Here is a 15,561-nt window from a genome sequence, read left to right as displayed (position 1 = left end):
TCGGGGACGACCTCGCGGAGCACCGCGGACCCCGCGCTCACAGGAGTCAGTAGATGGCACAGGTCACGGCGGACGGCCTCACGGTCGGGTACGCGGCGATGCTCGAGCAGTTCCACCCCACCGAGGCGGTCGAGCTGTCCGTCCACGCGGAGGCCCACGGGTTCTCCGGCGTGATGGCGGCCGACCACTACCAGCCGTGGGTCCCCGCGCAGGGGCAGGCCGCGTTCGTCTGGAACGTGCTTACCGCGCTCGGCGAGCGCACCACCGGCGACATCGGGCCCGGCGTGACCGCACCGACCTTCCGCTGGCACCCCGCGATGGTCGCGCAGGCGTCGGCCACGCTCGCCGCGATGTACCCCGGGCGGCACTGGCTGGGGCTCGGCTCGGGCGAGGCGCTCAACGAGCACATCGTGGCGAGCTACTGGCCCGAGGCGCCCGAGCGGATCAACCGCATGTTCGAGGCCATCGAGATCATCAAGAAGCTCTTCACGGCGTCGCTCGCCGGCAAGGACGTCAAGCACGCCGGGCAGTTCTACAAGGTCGAGTCGACCCGCCTGTGGACCATGCCGGAGGTCGCGCCCGAGATCCTCGTGGCCACCGCGGGGCCGGTGACCGCCAAGCGCGCGGGCAAGAACGCCGACGGGCTCATCACCGTCGGGGCGCCCCTGGAGAAGATCTCCGGCCTCTTCGGCAAGTTCGAGGAGGGCGCGCGCGAGGCGGGCAAGGACCCCGACACCATGCCGAAGGTGCTGCAGCTCCACCTGTCGTGGGCCGAGACGGACGAGCTGGCCCTCGCGCACGCGATGCACGAGTGGCCCAACGGCGGCATGAAGTTCCCGAAGGCCGACATCCGCTCGCCGTTCGACTTCGAGCAGATGGCCAAGCTGGTGCGGCCCGAGGACTTCGAGGGCCGGATGGTCATCTCCGCGGACCCCGACAAGCACCGCGCCGAGATCCAGAAGTACGTCGACCTGGGCTTCGACCGCATCTACCTGCACAACGTCGGGCGCAACCAGCGCGCGTGGATCGAGACGTTCGGGGCGGACGTGCTGCCCAAGCTGGTGCGATGAGCACCCGCCTCGAGGTCTGGGCTCCCGACGGCCTCCCGGAGATCGCGCCCGGCGACGACCTCGTGGGGCTGCTCGCCGGGGTGCTCCGCGACGACCCGCTCGTCGACGGCGACGTCCTCGTGCTGACCAGCAAGGTCGTCTCGAAGGCGGAGGGCAGGGTCGTGCCCGCCGACGACCGCGAGCAGGCCATCACCGACGAGACGGTCCGCGTCGTCGCCACCCGCGAGCACGCAGGCGGGATCACCCGGATCGTGGAGAACCGGCTCGGGCTCGTCATGGCCGCGGCCGGCGTCGACGCCTCCAACACCCCCGAGGGCACCGTGCTGCTGCTCCCGGTGGACCCGGACGCGTCCGCGCGCCGCATCCGGGCCGGGCTGTCGGACGCCTTCGGGGTCCGCATCGGCGTCGTCATCACCGACACCGCCGGCCGGCCCTGGCGGCAGGGCGTCGCCGACATCGCCATCGGCGCCGCCGGGCTCGTCGTGCTGGACGACCTGCGCGGGCAGGTCGACTCCTTCGGCCGCCCGCTCGTCATGACGCAGGCGGCCGTCGCCGACGAGATCGCCTCCGCCGGCGAGCTGGTCAAGGGCAAGGCCGAGGGGCGGCCGCTCGCCGTCGTCCGCGGCCTGGGCCACCTGGTCACCGACGACGACGGGCCGGGCGCGCGGGTGCTCGTGCGGCTCGGCGCCGACGACATGTTCCAGCAGGGCAGCGCCGAGGCCTACTCGCAGGGGTGGAAGGACGCGCTCAGGGAGCAGCCGTAGCCTTCGCGGCCGCCTTGGCGGCCTGCTTGGTGGCCCGGACCTCGCTCAGGGACGTCGGGTCGGTGACGTCGGCGATCGACCGTCGCGAGCCCGGCTCCCCGTACGCGCCGGCCGCCTCCGCCCAGCCCGCCGGCTGCACCCCGCGCTGCTTGCCCAGCAGCGCCAGGAAGATCCGCGCCTTCTGGTCGCCGAAGCCCGGGAGCGCCTTGAGCCGCTTCAGGACCGTCTTCCCGTCGGGGTCCCCGTCGGTCCACAGGCGCGTGACGTCGCCGTCGTAGTCCTCGACCACGGCCGCGGCCACGGCCTGGATGCGGCCCGCCATCGAGCCGGGGTAGCGGTGGACCGCCGGGGGAGTCGCGCACAGGGCGGCGAACGTCTCCGGGTCGGCCTCCGCGATGCGGTGGACGTCGAGACCGTCCATCCGCGCCGCGATCTTGGCCGGCCCCGCGAAGGCGGACTCCATGGTGACCTGCTGGTCCAGGAGCATGCCGATGAGCAGGGCGAACGGGTCGTCGGTGAGGAGCCGGTCGGCGCTCGGGTCGCCGGTGAGCCAGAGAGTCATGACGGCATCCTCTCGCGAGTGGGGGAGGATGCGCCGGTGCGATGGGTGGTGGTGGTGCCCGTGAAGCCGGCGGCCGACGGGAAGACCCGGCTGGCCGGTGTGCTGTCCGCGTCCGCGCGGGAGCGGCTGGTGCGGGCGATGGCCCGTGACACGGTCGCGGCGGCCGTCGCGACGCCGGACGTCGACCGGGTGGTCGTCGTGACGGCCGACGCGCCGTTGCGGACGCTGCTGGCCGGCACGGTGGAGCTCGTCGACGAGCCGGGCGGCGGGCTGAACGGCGCCGTCCGCGCGGGCATCGACCGGGCCTCGGCCGCGGACGTGGCCGTCGCCGTGCTGCTCGGGGACCTGCCCGCCCTGCGGCCCGACGACCTCGCGGACGCGCTGCGGCTGGCGGACGCCCACGACCGGGCGTTCGTCGCGGACGCCGACGGCACCGGGACGACGCTGCTCACCGCGCTGCCGGGGGTGCCGGTGGATCCGGCGTTCGGGCCCGGCTCGGCAGCGGCGCACGAGCGGGCCGGTCACGTGCGGCTCGCGGTCGGCGCGACGTCCACGGTTCGTCGTGACGTCGACGTCCCGGAGGATCTGGCCGAGGTGGCGCGGCTCGGCGTGGGCCCCGCGACGGGCGCCGTGCTCTAGCGTCAGCGCGTGCGCGTCTTCCGCTGTCCCCGCTGCGCGAACGTGGCGTTCATCGAGTCGACGTCCTGCGACGGCTGCGGGCTGGAGCTCGGGCTGCACCCGCCGACGCTGACGATGCGCGCCGCACCCGCGCAGGGCAGCGACGTCGACGGCACCTGGTGGTTCCCGTGCGCCAACCGGCTGTGGGAGTGCAACTGGCTCGCGGCGGCGGACTCCGGCTCGGGGCAGTGCATCTCGTGCCGGCTCACGCGCACCCGGCCGGGCAACGACGACACCCTCGCGCTCGAGAAGCTGGCGACGGCGTCCGGCGACAAGCGGCGGCTGCTCGTCCAGCTCGCCGACCTCGGGCTGCCGGTCACGCCCTGGTACGAGCGGCCGGGTGGGCTGGGGTTCGACCTGCTCTCGTCGCGGTCGGACGGCGCGCGCGTGACCATCGGGCACGCCAACGGGATCGTCACGATCGACCTGGCGGAGTCCCTGGACGCGCACCGGGAGGCGCTGCGGATCCGGCTCGGTGAGCCGTACCGCACGATGCTCGGGCACTTCCGGCACGAGGTCGGGCACTACTACGAGTGGATCCTCGTCGAGCAGACCGGGTGGATCGACGAGTGCCGGACGATCTTCGGCGACGAGCGCGCGTCGTACCGGGATGCGATCTCCCGGCACTACCGCACCGGGGCACCGCGCGACTGGGCGGAGAGCTTCATCTCCGAGTACGCCACGATGCACCCGTGGGAGGACTTCGCGGAGTGCTTCGCGCACTACCTGCACCTGACCAGCACCCTGCAGACGGCCGCGGCCGGCGGGCTGTCCGTCCGGATGGAGGGCGTGCCGCAGATCGCCGACGGTGAGGTGCGCCCCCGGACCAGCTACGCGGACGCCACGATGGCGGAGATCCTCGCCGACTGGCTGCCCGTGTCGACGTTCCTCAACCGGGTCAACCGCGCGATGGGCAAGAGCGACCTGTACCCGTTCACGATCGCGGAGCCCGTGGCCCGCAAGCTGGACCTCGTGCACCGCGTCGTGACGGCGTCCCGGGTCGAGCGGCCTCTGGGCTAGGGCAGTGCGCCCACCAGCGCGAGCGCGTCGGCGGCGATGCGGGCGGTCGTCGGCACGTCCGTCATGAGCGTGTTGGCCGAGCCCGCCGTCCAGCCCTCCGACCGCAGCGCCCGGGCCGCGTCGGCGTCCCGGTCGTCGACGAGCCACGCGTCCAGCACCCCGTCCGGCCTCCTGCCGTAGTGCCGCGCCACGGCGGCGGCACTGGTCTCGACGCCGATCGCGGTCAGGCACGCGTCGGCCATCCCGCGCACCGGCGCCCCACCGACCACCGGGCTCACGCCCACCACGGGCGCGGTCGTCGTGCGCAGGGCCTCGCGGACGCCCGGGACCGCGAGGATCGTCCCCACGGAGACCACCGGGTTGGACGGCGGGACGACGACGACGTCCGCGTCCGCGATCGCCTCGAGCACCCCGGGGGCGGGCACGGCCGTCGCCAGGTTCGTCTGCACGAACCGCACCGCCGGGAGCGCGGCACGGTGCCGGACCCACCACTCCTCGAAGTGCACCTCGCGGCCGTCGGCGAGGACCACGTGGGTCTCGACCTCGTCGTCGGTCATCGGCAGGAGCGTCACGTCCGGCGCCCACCGCTGCGCGAGGCGGGCGGTGACCTGGGACAGCGGCAGCCCGGCGCGGAGCAGCTCGGTCCGGGCCAGGTGCGTGGCCAGGTCCAGGTCGCCGAGCGTGAACCACTCCCAGCCGAGGCCGTACGCCGCCAGGTCGTCGCTGGTCCGCCGGCTCTCGTCGCGGCGGCCCCAGCCCTGCTCCTCGTGCACCGCACCGCCGAGCGTGTACATCAGGGTGTCGAGGTCGGGGCAGACGCGGACGCCGTGCAGCCACAGGTCGTCGCCGGTGTTGGCGACGACCGTGACGGCCGCGTCCGGCAGCAGTGCGCGCAGGCCGCGGGTGAAGCGGGCGCCGCCGACGCCCCCGGACAGGATGGTGACGTTCATGCGTCCCTCGTCGGCTCGTGGAACGCGATGACCGGGCGGCCCGTGCGCGGGTGCTGCAGGATGTCGGCCTCGACCCCGTAGACCCGGCGCAGCAGCTCCGGGGTCAGGACCTCCCGCGGGTGCCCCGCCGCGGCCAGGTGCCCGTCGGCGAGCACCAGCACGTGCTCGCAGAACGCGGCCGCGAGGTTGAGGTCGTGCAGCGCGGCGACCGTCGTGGTGCCCAGGTCCCGGACGAACGCGAGCAGGCTCAGCTGCGCGCTGACGTCCAGGTGGTTGGTCGGCTCGTCGAGCAGCAGGAGCTCGGGTTCCTGCGCGAGCGCCCGGGCGATCTGCACGCGCTGCCGCTCGCCGCCGGACAGCGAGGACCACGGGCGGTCGGCCAGGTGGCCCGCCTGCGCGCTGACCAGAGCGCGGTCCACCGCCGTGGCGTCGGGGTCGGTGCCCCACAGGCTCCGGTACGGGATCCGGCCGAGCGACACGACCTCGTGGACCGTCAGGGGCACGGTGCTCGTCGACTCCTGCTCGAGGAGGGCGACCCGTCGTGCCCGCGACCGGCGCGGCAGCTCGTGCACAGGCGCGTCGTCGATGAGCACCGCGCCCTTCTCCGGCGGGAGCAGCCCCGCGACCAGGCGCAGCAGGGTGGTCTTGCCGGCGCCGTTCGGGCCCAGCAGCCCGGTCAGGTGACCCGCCGGCGGGGTCGCGTCGATCCCGTCCACCACCCAGCGCCCGCCGAGCCGCGTGCCGACGCCGTCGAGGGTCAGGTCCATGCCGACCCCTTCCCGCGGCGCAGCAGGAATGCGAAGACGGGCACGCCGATCAGCGCGGTGACGATGCCGACGGGCAGCTCGCGCGGGTCGAAGACCGTCCGTGCCAGGGTGTCCGCCCAGATGAGGAACACCCCGCCGCTGAGCGCCGCGACGGGCAGCAGGCGGCGGTGCGCGGGCCCGGTCAGCGACGACACGGCGTGCGGCAGGATCAGGCCGACGAACCCGATCGCGCCGCTGACCGCGACCATCGCCCCGGTGAGCAGCGCGACGACCGTCATCAGCGTCCACCGCGTGCGGTCCACGTCGATGCCGAGCGCCGCCGCCGACGTGTCCCCGAACGCGAACGCGTCCAACCGCGTCGCGCTGAGCACCAGGACCGTGCCGACGACGACCACCGCGACCCCCGCGATGGCGACCGACGTCCACGTCGCACCTGCCAGGGAGCCGAGGAGCCAGTTGAGGATCTCCCGGTAGGAGTCGCCCGTGGAGCTCCAGAAGATGACGAAGCTCGTCGCCGCGGCGGCCATCTGGGACACCGCGAGGCCCGCCAGGACCGTCCGGCCCGGCGACAGCGTGCTCCCCGAGCGGGCGAGGGCCAGGGTGGCGACGAGGGCCAGCAGCGCACCGGCGAACGCGGCGACCGGGAGCAGCAGGCTGACCCCGACGACGAGCACGGCGACCGCGCCCAGCGACGCGCCCGACGACAGCCCGAGCAGGTACGGGTCGGCCAGCGGGTTCCGCGTCAGGCTCTGCATCACCGCGCCCGCGAGCGCGAGCCCGGCACCCACGGCGGCGGCCGTGAGCACGCGCGGCAGGCGCAGGTCCCACACGATCGCGTCGTGCAGGCGCGGGACGCCGTCGACCGGCAGGCGGAGGTGCCCCGCGATGCTGCGCGCCACCTCGGCGACCCCGAGGTCCGCCGGCCCGATCGTCACCGCGACCAGGACCGTCACGACGAGCGCCGCCAGGCCGGCGAGGACCAGCAGCGGCAGGGGCGTGCGGGCCCTCACCCCAGCTCGGCGAGCTGGTCGCTGAGGGAGGCGACCGCGTCGGCGTTGCGGACCCCGGCCTCGCCCGCGGCGAACGGTACGACGAGGTACCGCTTCTCCTGCACCGCGGTCAGCTGGCTCGTCGCCGGGTTCGACTCGAGCAGACCGATCTTCTTCTCGGCGGTGTTCCAGGCGGCGTCGACGAGCACGATGACGTCCGGGTCCGCGGCCACGACCTGCTCCCAGCCGGTCGAGGTCCAGCTGTCGTGCACGTCCGCGAAGATGTTGGTCAGCCCTGCCGCGTCCATGATCATCTGCGGCGCGCCGATGCCTGCGCCGACGTACGGGCTGTCCGTGCCCGAGCTGTACCAGAGCGCGGTCGTCTCGTCGGCCGGCTGCTGCACGGCTGCCAGCGTGGCCTGCTGCTCCGCGACCAGCTCCTCGGCCCGCTCCGGCACGCCAAAGATCGCCGCGACCTCCCGGATCTCGTCCGCGACCTCGTCGAACGTCAGCGGGTCCGGCATGTAGCCCGCCTCCTTGCACGCCGCGGGGGACACGTACGTCGTGATCCCGAGGTCGTGGAGCACGGCCCGGTCGCCCGCGCCGTCCGCCGAGAAGTTGGACTCCCAGCCGGCGTACACGAAGTCCGGCGCCAGGCCGAGCAGCGCCTCCTGGCCGGGGACCTTCTCCGAGACGACCGGGATCTGGGCGGAGGCGGCCTCGTACTGCTCCGGCACCGGTCCGTCCGCGAACGCCGTGCCGATCATGGCGTCCTGCAGGCCCAGCGCCAGGAGCATCTCCGTGGCGGTGGACTTGATGGTCACGACCTTCGTCGGCGGAGCGGTGACCTCGACCTCCGTGCCGCAGTTGTCGACGGTGACCGGGGCGAACGTGGCGCTCGTCGTCTCGGCCGGCGCCGCCTCGGGGGAGCTCTGGGGCGAGCACGCCACGAGCGTCAGGGCGGCGACGGCGGTCAGGAGGTACGGACGGGTCCTGGGCATCGGGATGAGGGCTCCGGGGGTCGTCGTCGTGAGGGCGCGCGAGCACGTCGCTCAGCGCGGGGGGGTGGGGTGCACGTCGCACCTCCGGAGGACCGCCCACGTCCGGGCGGCGCGACCCGGCCACAGCTGGACGGGTTCCGGGCACAGCGTAGGCCCGGGGGGTGGTGGGTCGGCAAGCGGAGCACGATCGGCTCGCGCGGATCCCTTGCCGTCCCTATCCGGCGGGCGTAGCATCGAACACCTGTTCGAGGAACGGCGCGAGCGGTGATCCGGGGCTCGGGGAGGTCCCGGATCACGCTCACGTCGGTGCGGACAGCGGCTCACGGTGCCGCCGCGAGCGCGAGCGCCCGGCCGACCTCCTCGACGTCGGCGCCGACGTGGCCGACCGTCACGCGGACGTGCTGGCCCGTCGGCGACCCCAGCGCCCCGTGCGCGGCGTCGGTCAGGGAGCTCGCGTCGCTGCCGGGCGGCGCGCCGTCGTCCGCGGAGAACGGTGAGCCGGGGGCGACGCGGATGCCGGCCGCCTCGAGCCGCAGCAGGGCGGTGCGCTCGTCGTTCACCGGGAGCCAGACGTTGATGCCGTCACCGGGGTCGATGGTGATGCCGTGGCCGGCGAGCGTGTCACGGAGGGCGCGGCGGCGGGCGAAGTAGACGCGGCGGGCGTGGGCGACGGCCTCGATGGCGGTGGTGTCGGTGAGGAGGTCGACGAGCACGTGCTGCAGCAGGCGGCTGGTCCAGCCGGGGCCGAGCATGCGGCGCGCGACGAGACCGTCGAGCACCGAGGCGGGTCCGCCGACGGCGGCGATGCGCAGGTCGGGGCCGTGGGACTTGGAGTAGGACCGCACGTGCACGACCCGGTCGGGCAGGAGCGAACCCAGGCTGACGTCGCGGGCGGAGGCGATCTCACCGGAGTGGTCGTCCTCGACGACGAGGGCGTCGTGCCGGCGCAGCACGGCGGCGAGCTCGCGCGCGCGGGTGGACGTCATGCTGACGCCGGTCGGGTTGTGGGCGCGGGGCTGCAGGACGACGACGCGCGCGTCGGCGTCGAGGGCCCGGTCGAGCGCGTCGGGGCGCATGCCGTGGCGGTCGAGGGTCACGGGGACCCGTTCGAGCCCGAGCTGGTCGAGCAGGTCGAACAGGGGCGGGAAGCCGGGGTCCTCGACGGCGACCCGGGACCCGTAGCCCGCGACGCGCTCGAGGGTGCGGCTGATGGCGTCGAGCGCGCCGTCGACCACGGTGATGCGCTGCGGCGCGAACGGCCACGAGTCCCGGAGCAGCAGCTCGAGCGCGGGCACGACGGGGGAGGTGACGTAGGCGCCGGCGTCGGCCGCGGGGCGTTGCAGGGCGACGCGCGACAGGGCGGGACCGATCAGGGGCAGCAGGTCGGGGTCGGGGGTGCCGGTCGAGAGGTCGAGGCGGGCGGGCGCACCGCCGGCGAGGTCGCGGTAGCGCGGCGGCAGCCAGCTGGCGGGGGGCGGGAGCACGACGGTCCCGGCGCGGCCGCGCGAGATGACGATGCCGACCGCCGAGAGCGCCTGCCACGCGCCGCTGACGGTCGCGGGACTGACGCCGAGGTCGGCGGCGAGGTGCCGGACGGTCGGCAGACGGTCGCCCGGTCGCAGGTCACCGCCGCGGACGAGGCGTGCCACGGTCGCCGCGATGCCGCGCGGGCTGCGGTCGTCCACGTGGGAGGCGAGGTCCATGCGGCTCAGGATGCCCGTCGCAACGAGGCCGACGGAGGGCGCCGGGAAGACGGCTCAGATGTTTACGTGGGAGTCGCCGATGTTCGCGACCGGGTACCCGTCAGTAACAGCGCAGAAATGTTCAACCCGGACAGTCACATTCCAGGCTACGGTGCCAAGAACGGGCACTCAGGCGCCGCGTAGGGCTCCGAGGCCGGTCGAGACAAGACGAACGGAGGAGCCCTATGACCGTCGTACGCGTCGCGTTCACCCAGGCCACCTGGACGGGCGACAAGGAGTCGATGATCGCGCTCCACGAGGCCTGGACCCGGGAGGCCGCCTCGCAGGGCGCCCAGATCATCGCGTTCCAGGAGCTCTTCTACGGCCCGTACTTCGGGATCACGCAGGACACCGCCTACTACGACTACGCGGAGTCGGTTCCCGGGCCGACGACGGAGCGGTTCGCGGCGCTGGCCAAGGAGCTCGGCATCGTCATGGTGCTCCCTGTGTACGAGGAGGAGCAGCCGGGCGTGCTCTACAACACGGCGGCGGTGATCGACGCGGACGGCAGCTATCTCGGCAAGTACCGCAAGCACCACATCCCGAACCTGCCGAAGTTCTGGGAGAAGTTCTACTTCCGGCCCGGGAACCTCGGGTATCCCGTGTTCGAGACCGCGGTCGGGACGATCGGCGTCAACATCTGCTACGACCGGCACTTCCCGGAGGGCTGGCGCGTGCTGGCGCTCAACGGGGCGCAGATCGTGTTCAACCCGAACGCCACGGCCCCGGGGATCTCGAACAAGCTGTGGGAGATCGAGCAGCCGGCCGCCGCGGTGGCCAACGGCTACTTCGTCGTCGCGAACAACCGGGTGGGGCTCGAGGACAACGAGTACGGCGACCAGGCCGTCAACTTCTACGGCTCGTCGTACGCGGTGGGCCCGGACGGCAACTACGTCGGCGAGGTCGGCTCGTCGAGCGAGAACCAGCTCATCGTCCGGGACCTGGACCTCGACCAGATCCGCGTGGTGCGGGAGCGGTGGCAGTTCTTCCGGGACCGCCGACCGGACGCCTACGGCCCCATCGTGGCGCCCTGAGCCGGAGGAGACCATGACGATCCTCATCACCGGCGGCACCCTGGTCAGCGCGACCGGGCGGACGGCCGCCGACGTGCTGATCGACGGCGAGACCATCGCCGCGGTGCTCGCCCCCGGCTCGACGCTGCTGGGCCACGACCTGGCGGCGAGCGTCGACCAGGTCATCGACGCGACCGGCAAGTACGTCATCCCCGGCGGCATCGATGCGCACACCCACATGGAGCTGCCGTTCGGCGGCACCAACGCGTCCGACACGTTCGAGACCGGCACCCGCGCGGCGGCGTGGGGCGGGACCACGACGATCATCGACTTCGCCGTGCAGCGCACGGGGGAGCGCGTCATGGACGGGCTCGGCGCCTGGCACGACAAGGCGGCCGGCAGCTGCGCGATCGACTACGGCTTCCACCAGATCGTCGGGGGCGTCGACGAGGACTCCCTCAAGGCGATGGAGGGCCTGGTCGCCGAGGGAGTGACCAGCTACAAGCTCTTCATGGCGTACCCGGGCGTCTTCTACTCCGACGACGCGCAGATCCTGCGGGCCATGCAGAAGGCCGCCGACCTGGGGCTGCTCACGATGATGCACGCGGAGAACGGGCCGGCGATCGACGTGCTCGCCGCCCAGCTCGTCGCGCAGGGCAAGACCGACCCGTACTTCCACGGCATCGCGCGGGCCTGGCAGCTCGAGGAGGAGGCCACGCACCGCGCGATCATGCTGGCCGACGTCACCAACGCGCCGCTGTACGTGGTGCACGTCAGCGCCAAGCAGGCCGTCGCGCAGCTGGCCTGGGCGCGGGACAACGGCAAGAACGTGTTCGGCGAGACGTGTCCGCAGTACCTGTACCTCAGCCTCGAGGAGCAGCTGGGAGCACCAGGCTTCGAGGGCGCCAAGTGGGTGTGCTCCACACCCCTGCGCTCCCGGGCCGAGGGTCACCAGGAGCACATGTGGCAGGCGCTGCGGACCAACGACCTGCAGATGGTCTCCACCGACCACTGCCCCTTCTGCATGAAGGGCCAGAAGGACCTGGGGGTCGGTGACTTCCGGGCCATCCCGAACGGGATCGGCTCGATCGAGCACCGGATGGACCTCATGTACCAGGGGGTCGTCACCGGGCAGATCACGCTGGAGCGGTGGGTGGAGCTCACCTCGACGACCCCGGCGCGGATGTTCGGGCTGTACGGGACGAAGGGCGTGATCGCGCCGGGGGCCGACGCCGACGTCGTGGTCTACGACCCGGCCGGGCACACGTCGATCGGCGTGGGCAAGACGCACCACATGAACATGGACCACTCGGCGTGGGAGGGGTACGAGATCGACGGGCACGTCGACGTCGTCCTGTCGCGGGGGACCGTCGTGGTGGACGAGACCGGCTTCCGCGGACGCGCCGGGCACGGGAAGTACGTGCCGCGCGGCCTGTCCCAGTACCTCCTGTAGAAGGGCACCCCATGGACTTCGGCGTCGTCCTGCAGACGAACCCGCCCGCCTCCCGCACGGTCGAGCTGGCGCGTCTGGCCGAGACGCACGGGTTCAGCCACGTGTGGACGTTCGACTCGCACCTGCTGTGGCAGGAGCCGTTCGTCATCTACTCGGCGATCCTCGCGGCCACCCGCAAGGTGATGGTGGGGCCCATGGTGACCAACCCGTCGACGCGGGACTGGACGGTGATCGCGTCCCTGTTCGCCACGCTCAACGAGATGTACGGCAACCGCACGATCTGCGGGATCGGCCGCGGCGACTCGGCGGTGCGGACCCTGCACGGGAAGCCGTCGAACCTGGCGACGCTGCGCGAGTCGGTGCACGTCATCCGCGAGCTGGCCAACGACCGGGCAGTCGAGGTCAACGGTGCCAAGGTGCACTTCCCGTGGTCGCGCGGGTCGGCGCTCGACATCTGGGTCGCCGCGTACGGGCCGCTCGCGCTGAAGCTCACCGGCGAGGTGGGCGACGGGTTCATCCTGCAGCTCGCCGACCCGGACATCGCGGCGTGGACGATCAAGGTGGTCAGGGACGCCGCCGAGCAGGCGGGCCGGGACCCGGACGCGGTGCAGTTCTGCGTCGCCGCGCCGATGTACGTCGGCGAGGATCGCGACCACATGCGCGAGCAGTGCCGCTGGTTCGGGGGCATGGTCGGCAACCACGTCGCCGACATCGTGGCCCGGTACGGCGCCGACTCGTCCGTGCCGAAGGCGCTCACCGACTACATCGCCGGCCGGCAGGGCTACGACTACAACGAGCACGGCCGCGCGGGGAACACCCACGCCGCGTTCGTGCCCGACGAGATCGTCGAGCGGTTCTGCATCCTCGGCAGCGCCCGGGAGCACGTCGAGCGGCTCGAGGCGCTGCGCGACCTGGGCGTCACGCAGTTCGCCGGCTACCTCCAGCACGACAACAAGGAGGAGACGATGCGCGTCTACGGCGAGCACGTCATCCCCGCCCTGGCGACCCCGGTCGTGGCCACCGCATGACCGACCTGGCCACCACGCTCGCGCCGGAGCGCACCGCCCCGGTGCCCGTCCGCCCGCGCGAGCGGTCGACGGCGCGCCGACGGATCCTCGTCGGGGTGCTGGCGGTCCTCCTGCTGGCCGCCCTCTGGGAGCTGGTCAAGGTCGTCGTCCCCGACGCGGGCGGGCACCTCGGCGAGGCGAGCGTCCTGCCCCGGACCGACGACCTCGCGATGCCGCACGTGTGGGACATCGTCGAGCGCGTGCTCCAGCCGGAGACGTCGGCCACCGGCTCGCCGACCGTGCTGGGCGCGATGCTGTCCGCCTGCTGGTTCACGCTGCGGGTCGCGCTCGCGGGCTGGCTGGTCGGGTCGGTCGGGGGGCTGCTGCTCGCCGCGCTCATGCAGCGCTGGCAGCTGGCCGAGCACGCGCTGGTGCCGTGGGTGGTGCTCAGCCAGACGGTGCCGCTCATCGCGCTGGCCCCGCTGGTGGTCGGCTGGGGTGGCCGGATCCACATCGGCGCGTTCGAGTGGCAGCGCTGGATGTCCGTCGCGCTCATCGCGAGCTACCTGGCGTTCTTCCCGGTGACCATCGGTGCGCTGCGCGGGTTCCAGTCGCCGCCCGCCGCGCAGGTCGAGCTGTTCCGGGCGCAGGCCGCCACCTGGAACCGCACGATGCTCTCCCTGCGCCTGCCGGCGAGCGTCCCCTACCTGCTGCCGGCCCTGCGGCTGGGGGCCGCGACGGCGGTCGTCGGCGCGATCGTCGCCGAGGTGTCGACCGGCACGAAGGGCGGCATCGGGCGCCTGATCATCAGCTACGCCCAGTCCGCCAGCGGTGACCCGGCGAAGCCCTGGGCCGCGATCGCCGCGGCCGCGCTGCTCGGCCTGCTCGCCGCCGGCCTGGTGTCCCTGCTCGGGCTCGGCCTGGGCCGCTACCGCTATGCGGAGGTCAGATGACGAACGCCGTGGAAGCCCGTGGCGTCGGGAAGGTCTTCTCGTCGCGCTCCGGAGAGGTCAGCGCCCTCGAGGGCATCGACCTGCACGTCGCGGCCGGGGAGTTCGTGTCGCTCATCGGCCCGTCGGGTTGCGGCAAGTCGACGCTCCTGCGCCTCATCGCCGACCTCGACACGCCGACGACCGGCGAGCTGACGGTGTTCGGCAAGACCCCGCAGCAGGCCCGCGAGGCGCAGGACTACGGGATCGCGTTCCAGCAGGCGGGCCTCCTGCCGTGGCGGACCGTGACCGCGAACGTCGAGCTGCCGCTCGAGCTGCACGGCGTGGGCAAGGGCGAGCGGGCGGTGCGCGCGAAGGAGCTCCTGTCGCTCGTCGGGCTCGACGAGTTCGCCGGGCACTTCCCGCACCAGCTGTCCGGCGGCATGCAGCAGCGCGTCGCCATCGCCCGGTCGCTCGCGGAGCGGCCCAGCCTGCTGCTCATGGACGAGCCGTTCGGGGCGCTCGACGAGATGACCCGCGAACGGATGCAGACCGAGCTCGTGCGGATCTGCGCCGAGAGCGGGGCGGCGGTCGTGTTCGTCACGCACTCGATCCCCGAGGCCGTGTTCCTGTCGCAGCGCGTGGTCGTGATGTCGCCACGGCCGGGCCGGATCAGCGCGGTCGTGCCGATCACGCTCGGCGACGTGCGCGGCGAGGGGCTGCGCGAGGACGCGTCGTTCTTCGCGGCCGTCACCGCGGTGCGCGAGGCGCTGCACGGCACACCGGTCACGGCCAGAGGGGTGGACCTGCGATGACCGCTGCCGCCGTCCGCCGCTGGGTCGCACCCGTCCTGCTCGGCGTCGTCGCGCTGCTGCTGTGGCAGGCGTTCGTCGTGGGGGCGGGCATCAAGCCGTACCTGCTGCCGAGCCCGACGGCGATCGTCGAGCAGCTCGTGCTCGTCCTGCCGCTCGTCTGGTCCGCGGCGCTGGCCACCGGCATGAACGTGCTGGTCGGGCTCGTGGTCGGCAGCGTCGTGGCGATCGGCGCGGCGATCGTCGCCGCGCGCAGCCGGATGGCCGACACGCTCCTGTCGCCGACCGCGGCGGCCCTGTCGGTGATGCCCATCGTCGCCCTCGCACCCGCGCTGAACACCATGTTCGGCACCACGTCCACCACGCCGCGGCGGCTCGTCGTGTCCGTGGTCGTCTTCGCGCCGGTGTTCGTGAACATGCTCCGGGGGCTCCGGCAGGTGCAGCCCGTGCACAGGGACCTGCTCAAGGCCTACGCCGCTACGCCCCGCCAGATCACGCGTACGGTGACGATCCCCGGCGCGCTGCCGTACCTCTTCACCGGCCTGCGGATCGCGTCGTCGACCGCCGTCATCGCCGCGATCGTCGCCGAGTACTTCGGCGGCCTGCAGAACGGGCTCGGGTCGCGCATCACGTCGGCAGCCTCGAACAGCGCCTACGCACGGGCGTGGGCGTTCGTCCTCGGCGCCATCCTGCTCGGTCTCGTGTTCTACCTCGCGACCCTCGCGCTCGAGCGCGCCGTCGCGAGGCGCCAAGGGGGCTAGACCTCCCGCCTGCCAGCGACGCCAGGCCGGATCCATCGCACAG

16 protein-coding genes are annotated in these 15,561 nt (G+C 73.2%); 10 read left to right on the top strand and 6 right to left on the bottom strand.

Going from position 1 to position 15,561, the window contains the following annotated elements; all coding sequences use genetic code 11:
- Positions 1-53: 53 nt before the first annotated feature.
- Together CXY01_RS06615 and CXY01_RS06610 are read left to right on the top strand one after the other, a co-directional pair.
- Entirely contained in the window at positions 54-1,070 is a 1,017-nt protein-coding gene (locus CXY01_RS06615) for a TIGR03557 family F420-dependent LLM class oxidoreductase (RefSeq protein WP_146926306.1), read from the top strand.
- Entirely contained in the window at positions 1,067-1,834 is a 768-nt protein-coding gene (locus tag CXY01_RS06610) for a coenzyme F420-0:L-glutamate ligase (RefSeq protein WP_146926305.1), read from the top strand. Before CXY01_RS06615 ends, CXY01_RS06610 begins: the two co-directional genes overlap by 4 nt.
- On the opposite strand, the gene CXY01_RS06605 is transcribed toward CXY01_RS06610, so the two are convergent.
- Entirely contained in the window at positions 1,818-2,396 is a 579-nt protein-coding gene (locus CXY01_RS06605; protein ID WP_146926304.1) for an HhH-GPD-type base excision DNA repair protein, read from the bottom strand. The genes CXY01_RS06610 and CXY01_RS06605 overlap by 17 nt on opposite strands.
- A gap of 36 nt (positions 2,397-2,432) precedes the next feature.
- Here CXY01_RS06605 and cofC point away from each other — a divergent pair, with 36 nt between their 5' ends.
- Positions 2,433-3,035, top strand: a complete 603-nt coding sequence (cofC, locus tag CXY01_RS06600; protein WP_146926303.1) for a 2-phospho-L-lactate guanylyltransferase — start codon at positions 2,433-2,435, stop codon at positions 3,033-3,035.
- Positions 3,036-3,044: 9 nt separating this feature from the next.
- Positions 3,045-4,094 carry a zinc-binding metallopeptidase family protein gene (locus tag CXY01_RS06595; protein WP_246125105.1) on the top strand — a complete coding sequence of 350 codons (1,050 nt, stop codon included), beginning with the start codon at positions 3,045-3,047 and terminating at the stop codon, positions 4,092-4,094.
- On the opposite strand, the gene cofD is transcribed toward CXY01_RS06595, so the two are convergent.
- The 5 genes from cofD to CXY01_RS06570 all read right to left on the bottom strand — a co-directional run bounded on the left by cofD (position 4,091) and on the right by CXY01_RS06570 (position 9,504).
- Complete coding sequence (gene cofD, locus CXY01_RS06590) at positions 4,091-5,044, bottom strand: 2-phospho-L-lactate transferase (RefSeq protein ID WP_146926302.1); 954 nt, start codon at positions 5,042-5,044, stop codon at positions 4,091-4,093. The genes CXY01_RS06595 and cofD overlap by 4 nt on opposite strands.
- Positions 5,041-5,811 (bottom strand): putative F420-0 ABC transporter ATP-binding protein, encoded by a 771-nt coding sequence (locus CXY01_RS06585; RefSeq protein ID WP_146926301.1) that lies wholly within the window; start codon positions 5,809-5,811, stop codon positions 5,041-5,043. The genes cofD and CXY01_RS06585 overlap by 4 nt, the downstream gene beginning before the upstream one ends.
- A complete protein-coding gene (locus CXY01_RS06580; protein WP_186813312.1) occupies positions 5,802-6,821 on the bottom strand; it encodes a putative F420-0 ABC transporter permease subunit in 1,020 nt (339 codons plus the stop codon). The genes CXY01_RS06585 and CXY01_RS06580 overlap by 10 nt, the downstream gene beginning before the upstream one ends.
- Positions 6,818-7,801 (bottom strand): putative F420-0 ABC transporter substrate-binding protein, encoded by a 984-nt coding sequence (locus CXY01_RS06575; protein ID WP_146926300.1) that lies wholly within the window; start codon positions 7,799-7,801, stop codon positions 6,818-6,820. Before CXY01_RS06575 ends, CXY01_RS06580 begins: the two co-directional genes overlap by 4 nt.
- Before the next feature lie 320 nt (positions 7,802-8,121).
- Positions 8,122-9,504, bottom strand: coding sequence for an aminotransferase-like domain-containing protein (locus CXY01_RS06570; protein WP_146926299.1), 1,383 nt, complete (start codon positions 9,502-9,504; stop codon positions 8,122-8,124).
- Positions 9,505-9,728: 224 nt separating this feature from the next.
- Here CXY01_RS06570 and CXY01_RS06565 point away from each other — a divergent pair, with 224 nt between their 5' ends.
- The 6 genes from CXY01_RS06565 to CXY01_RS06540 are packed head-to-tail and all read left to right on the top strand — an operon-like array spanning position 9,729 to position 15,518.
- Entirely contained in the window at positions 9,729-10,577 is an 849-nt protein-coding gene (locus CXY01_RS06565) for a nitrilase-related carbon-nitrogen hydrolase (protein WP_146926298.1), read from the top strand.
- Between the two features lie 13 nt (positions 10,578-10,590).
- Positions 10,591-12,009, top strand: a complete 1,419-nt coding sequence (gene hydA, locus CXY01_RS06560) for a dihydropyrimidinase (protein WP_146926297.1) — start codon at positions 10,591-10,593, stop codon at positions 12,007-12,009.
- Positions 12,010-12,020: 11 nt separating this feature from the next.
- Positions 12,021-13,037 carry a TIGR03842 family LLM class F420-dependent oxidoreductase gene (locus CXY01_RS06555; protein ID WP_146926296.1) on the top strand — a complete coding sequence of 339 codons (1,017 nt, stop codon included), beginning with the start codon at positions 12,021-12,023 and terminating at the stop codon, positions 13,035-13,037.
- A complete protein-coding gene (locus CXY01_RS06550) occupies positions 13,034-13,969 on the top strand; it encodes an ABC transporter permease (RefSeq protein WP_146926295.1) in 936 nt (311 codons plus the stop codon). The genes CXY01_RS06555 and CXY01_RS06550 overlap by 4 nt, the downstream gene beginning before the upstream one ends.
- A complete protein-coding gene (locus CXY01_RS06545) occupies positions 13,966-14,760 on the top strand; it encodes an ABC transporter ATP-binding protein (RefSeq protein ID WP_146926294.1) in 795 nt (264 codons plus the stop codon). The genes CXY01_RS06550 and CXY01_RS06545 overlap by 4 nt, the downstream gene beginning before the upstream one ends.
- A complete protein-coding gene (locus tag CXY01_RS06540; protein ID WP_146926293.1) occupies positions 14,757-15,518 on the top strand; it encodes an ABC transporter permease in 762 nt (253 codons plus the stop codon). The genes CXY01_RS06545 and CXY01_RS06540 overlap by 4 nt, the downstream gene beginning before the upstream one ends.
- Positions 15,519-15,561: the final 43 nt, after the last annotated feature.

Origin of the sequence: Cellulomonas xylanilytica (genome assembly GCF_007989805.1) — a bacterium.
Classification (GTDB): domain Bacteria; phylum Actinomycetota; class Actinomycetes; order Actinomycetales; family Cellulomonadaceae; genus Cellulomonas; species Cellulomonas xylanilytica.
This window is presented reverse-complemented; position numbering and strand designations above follow the sequence as displayed.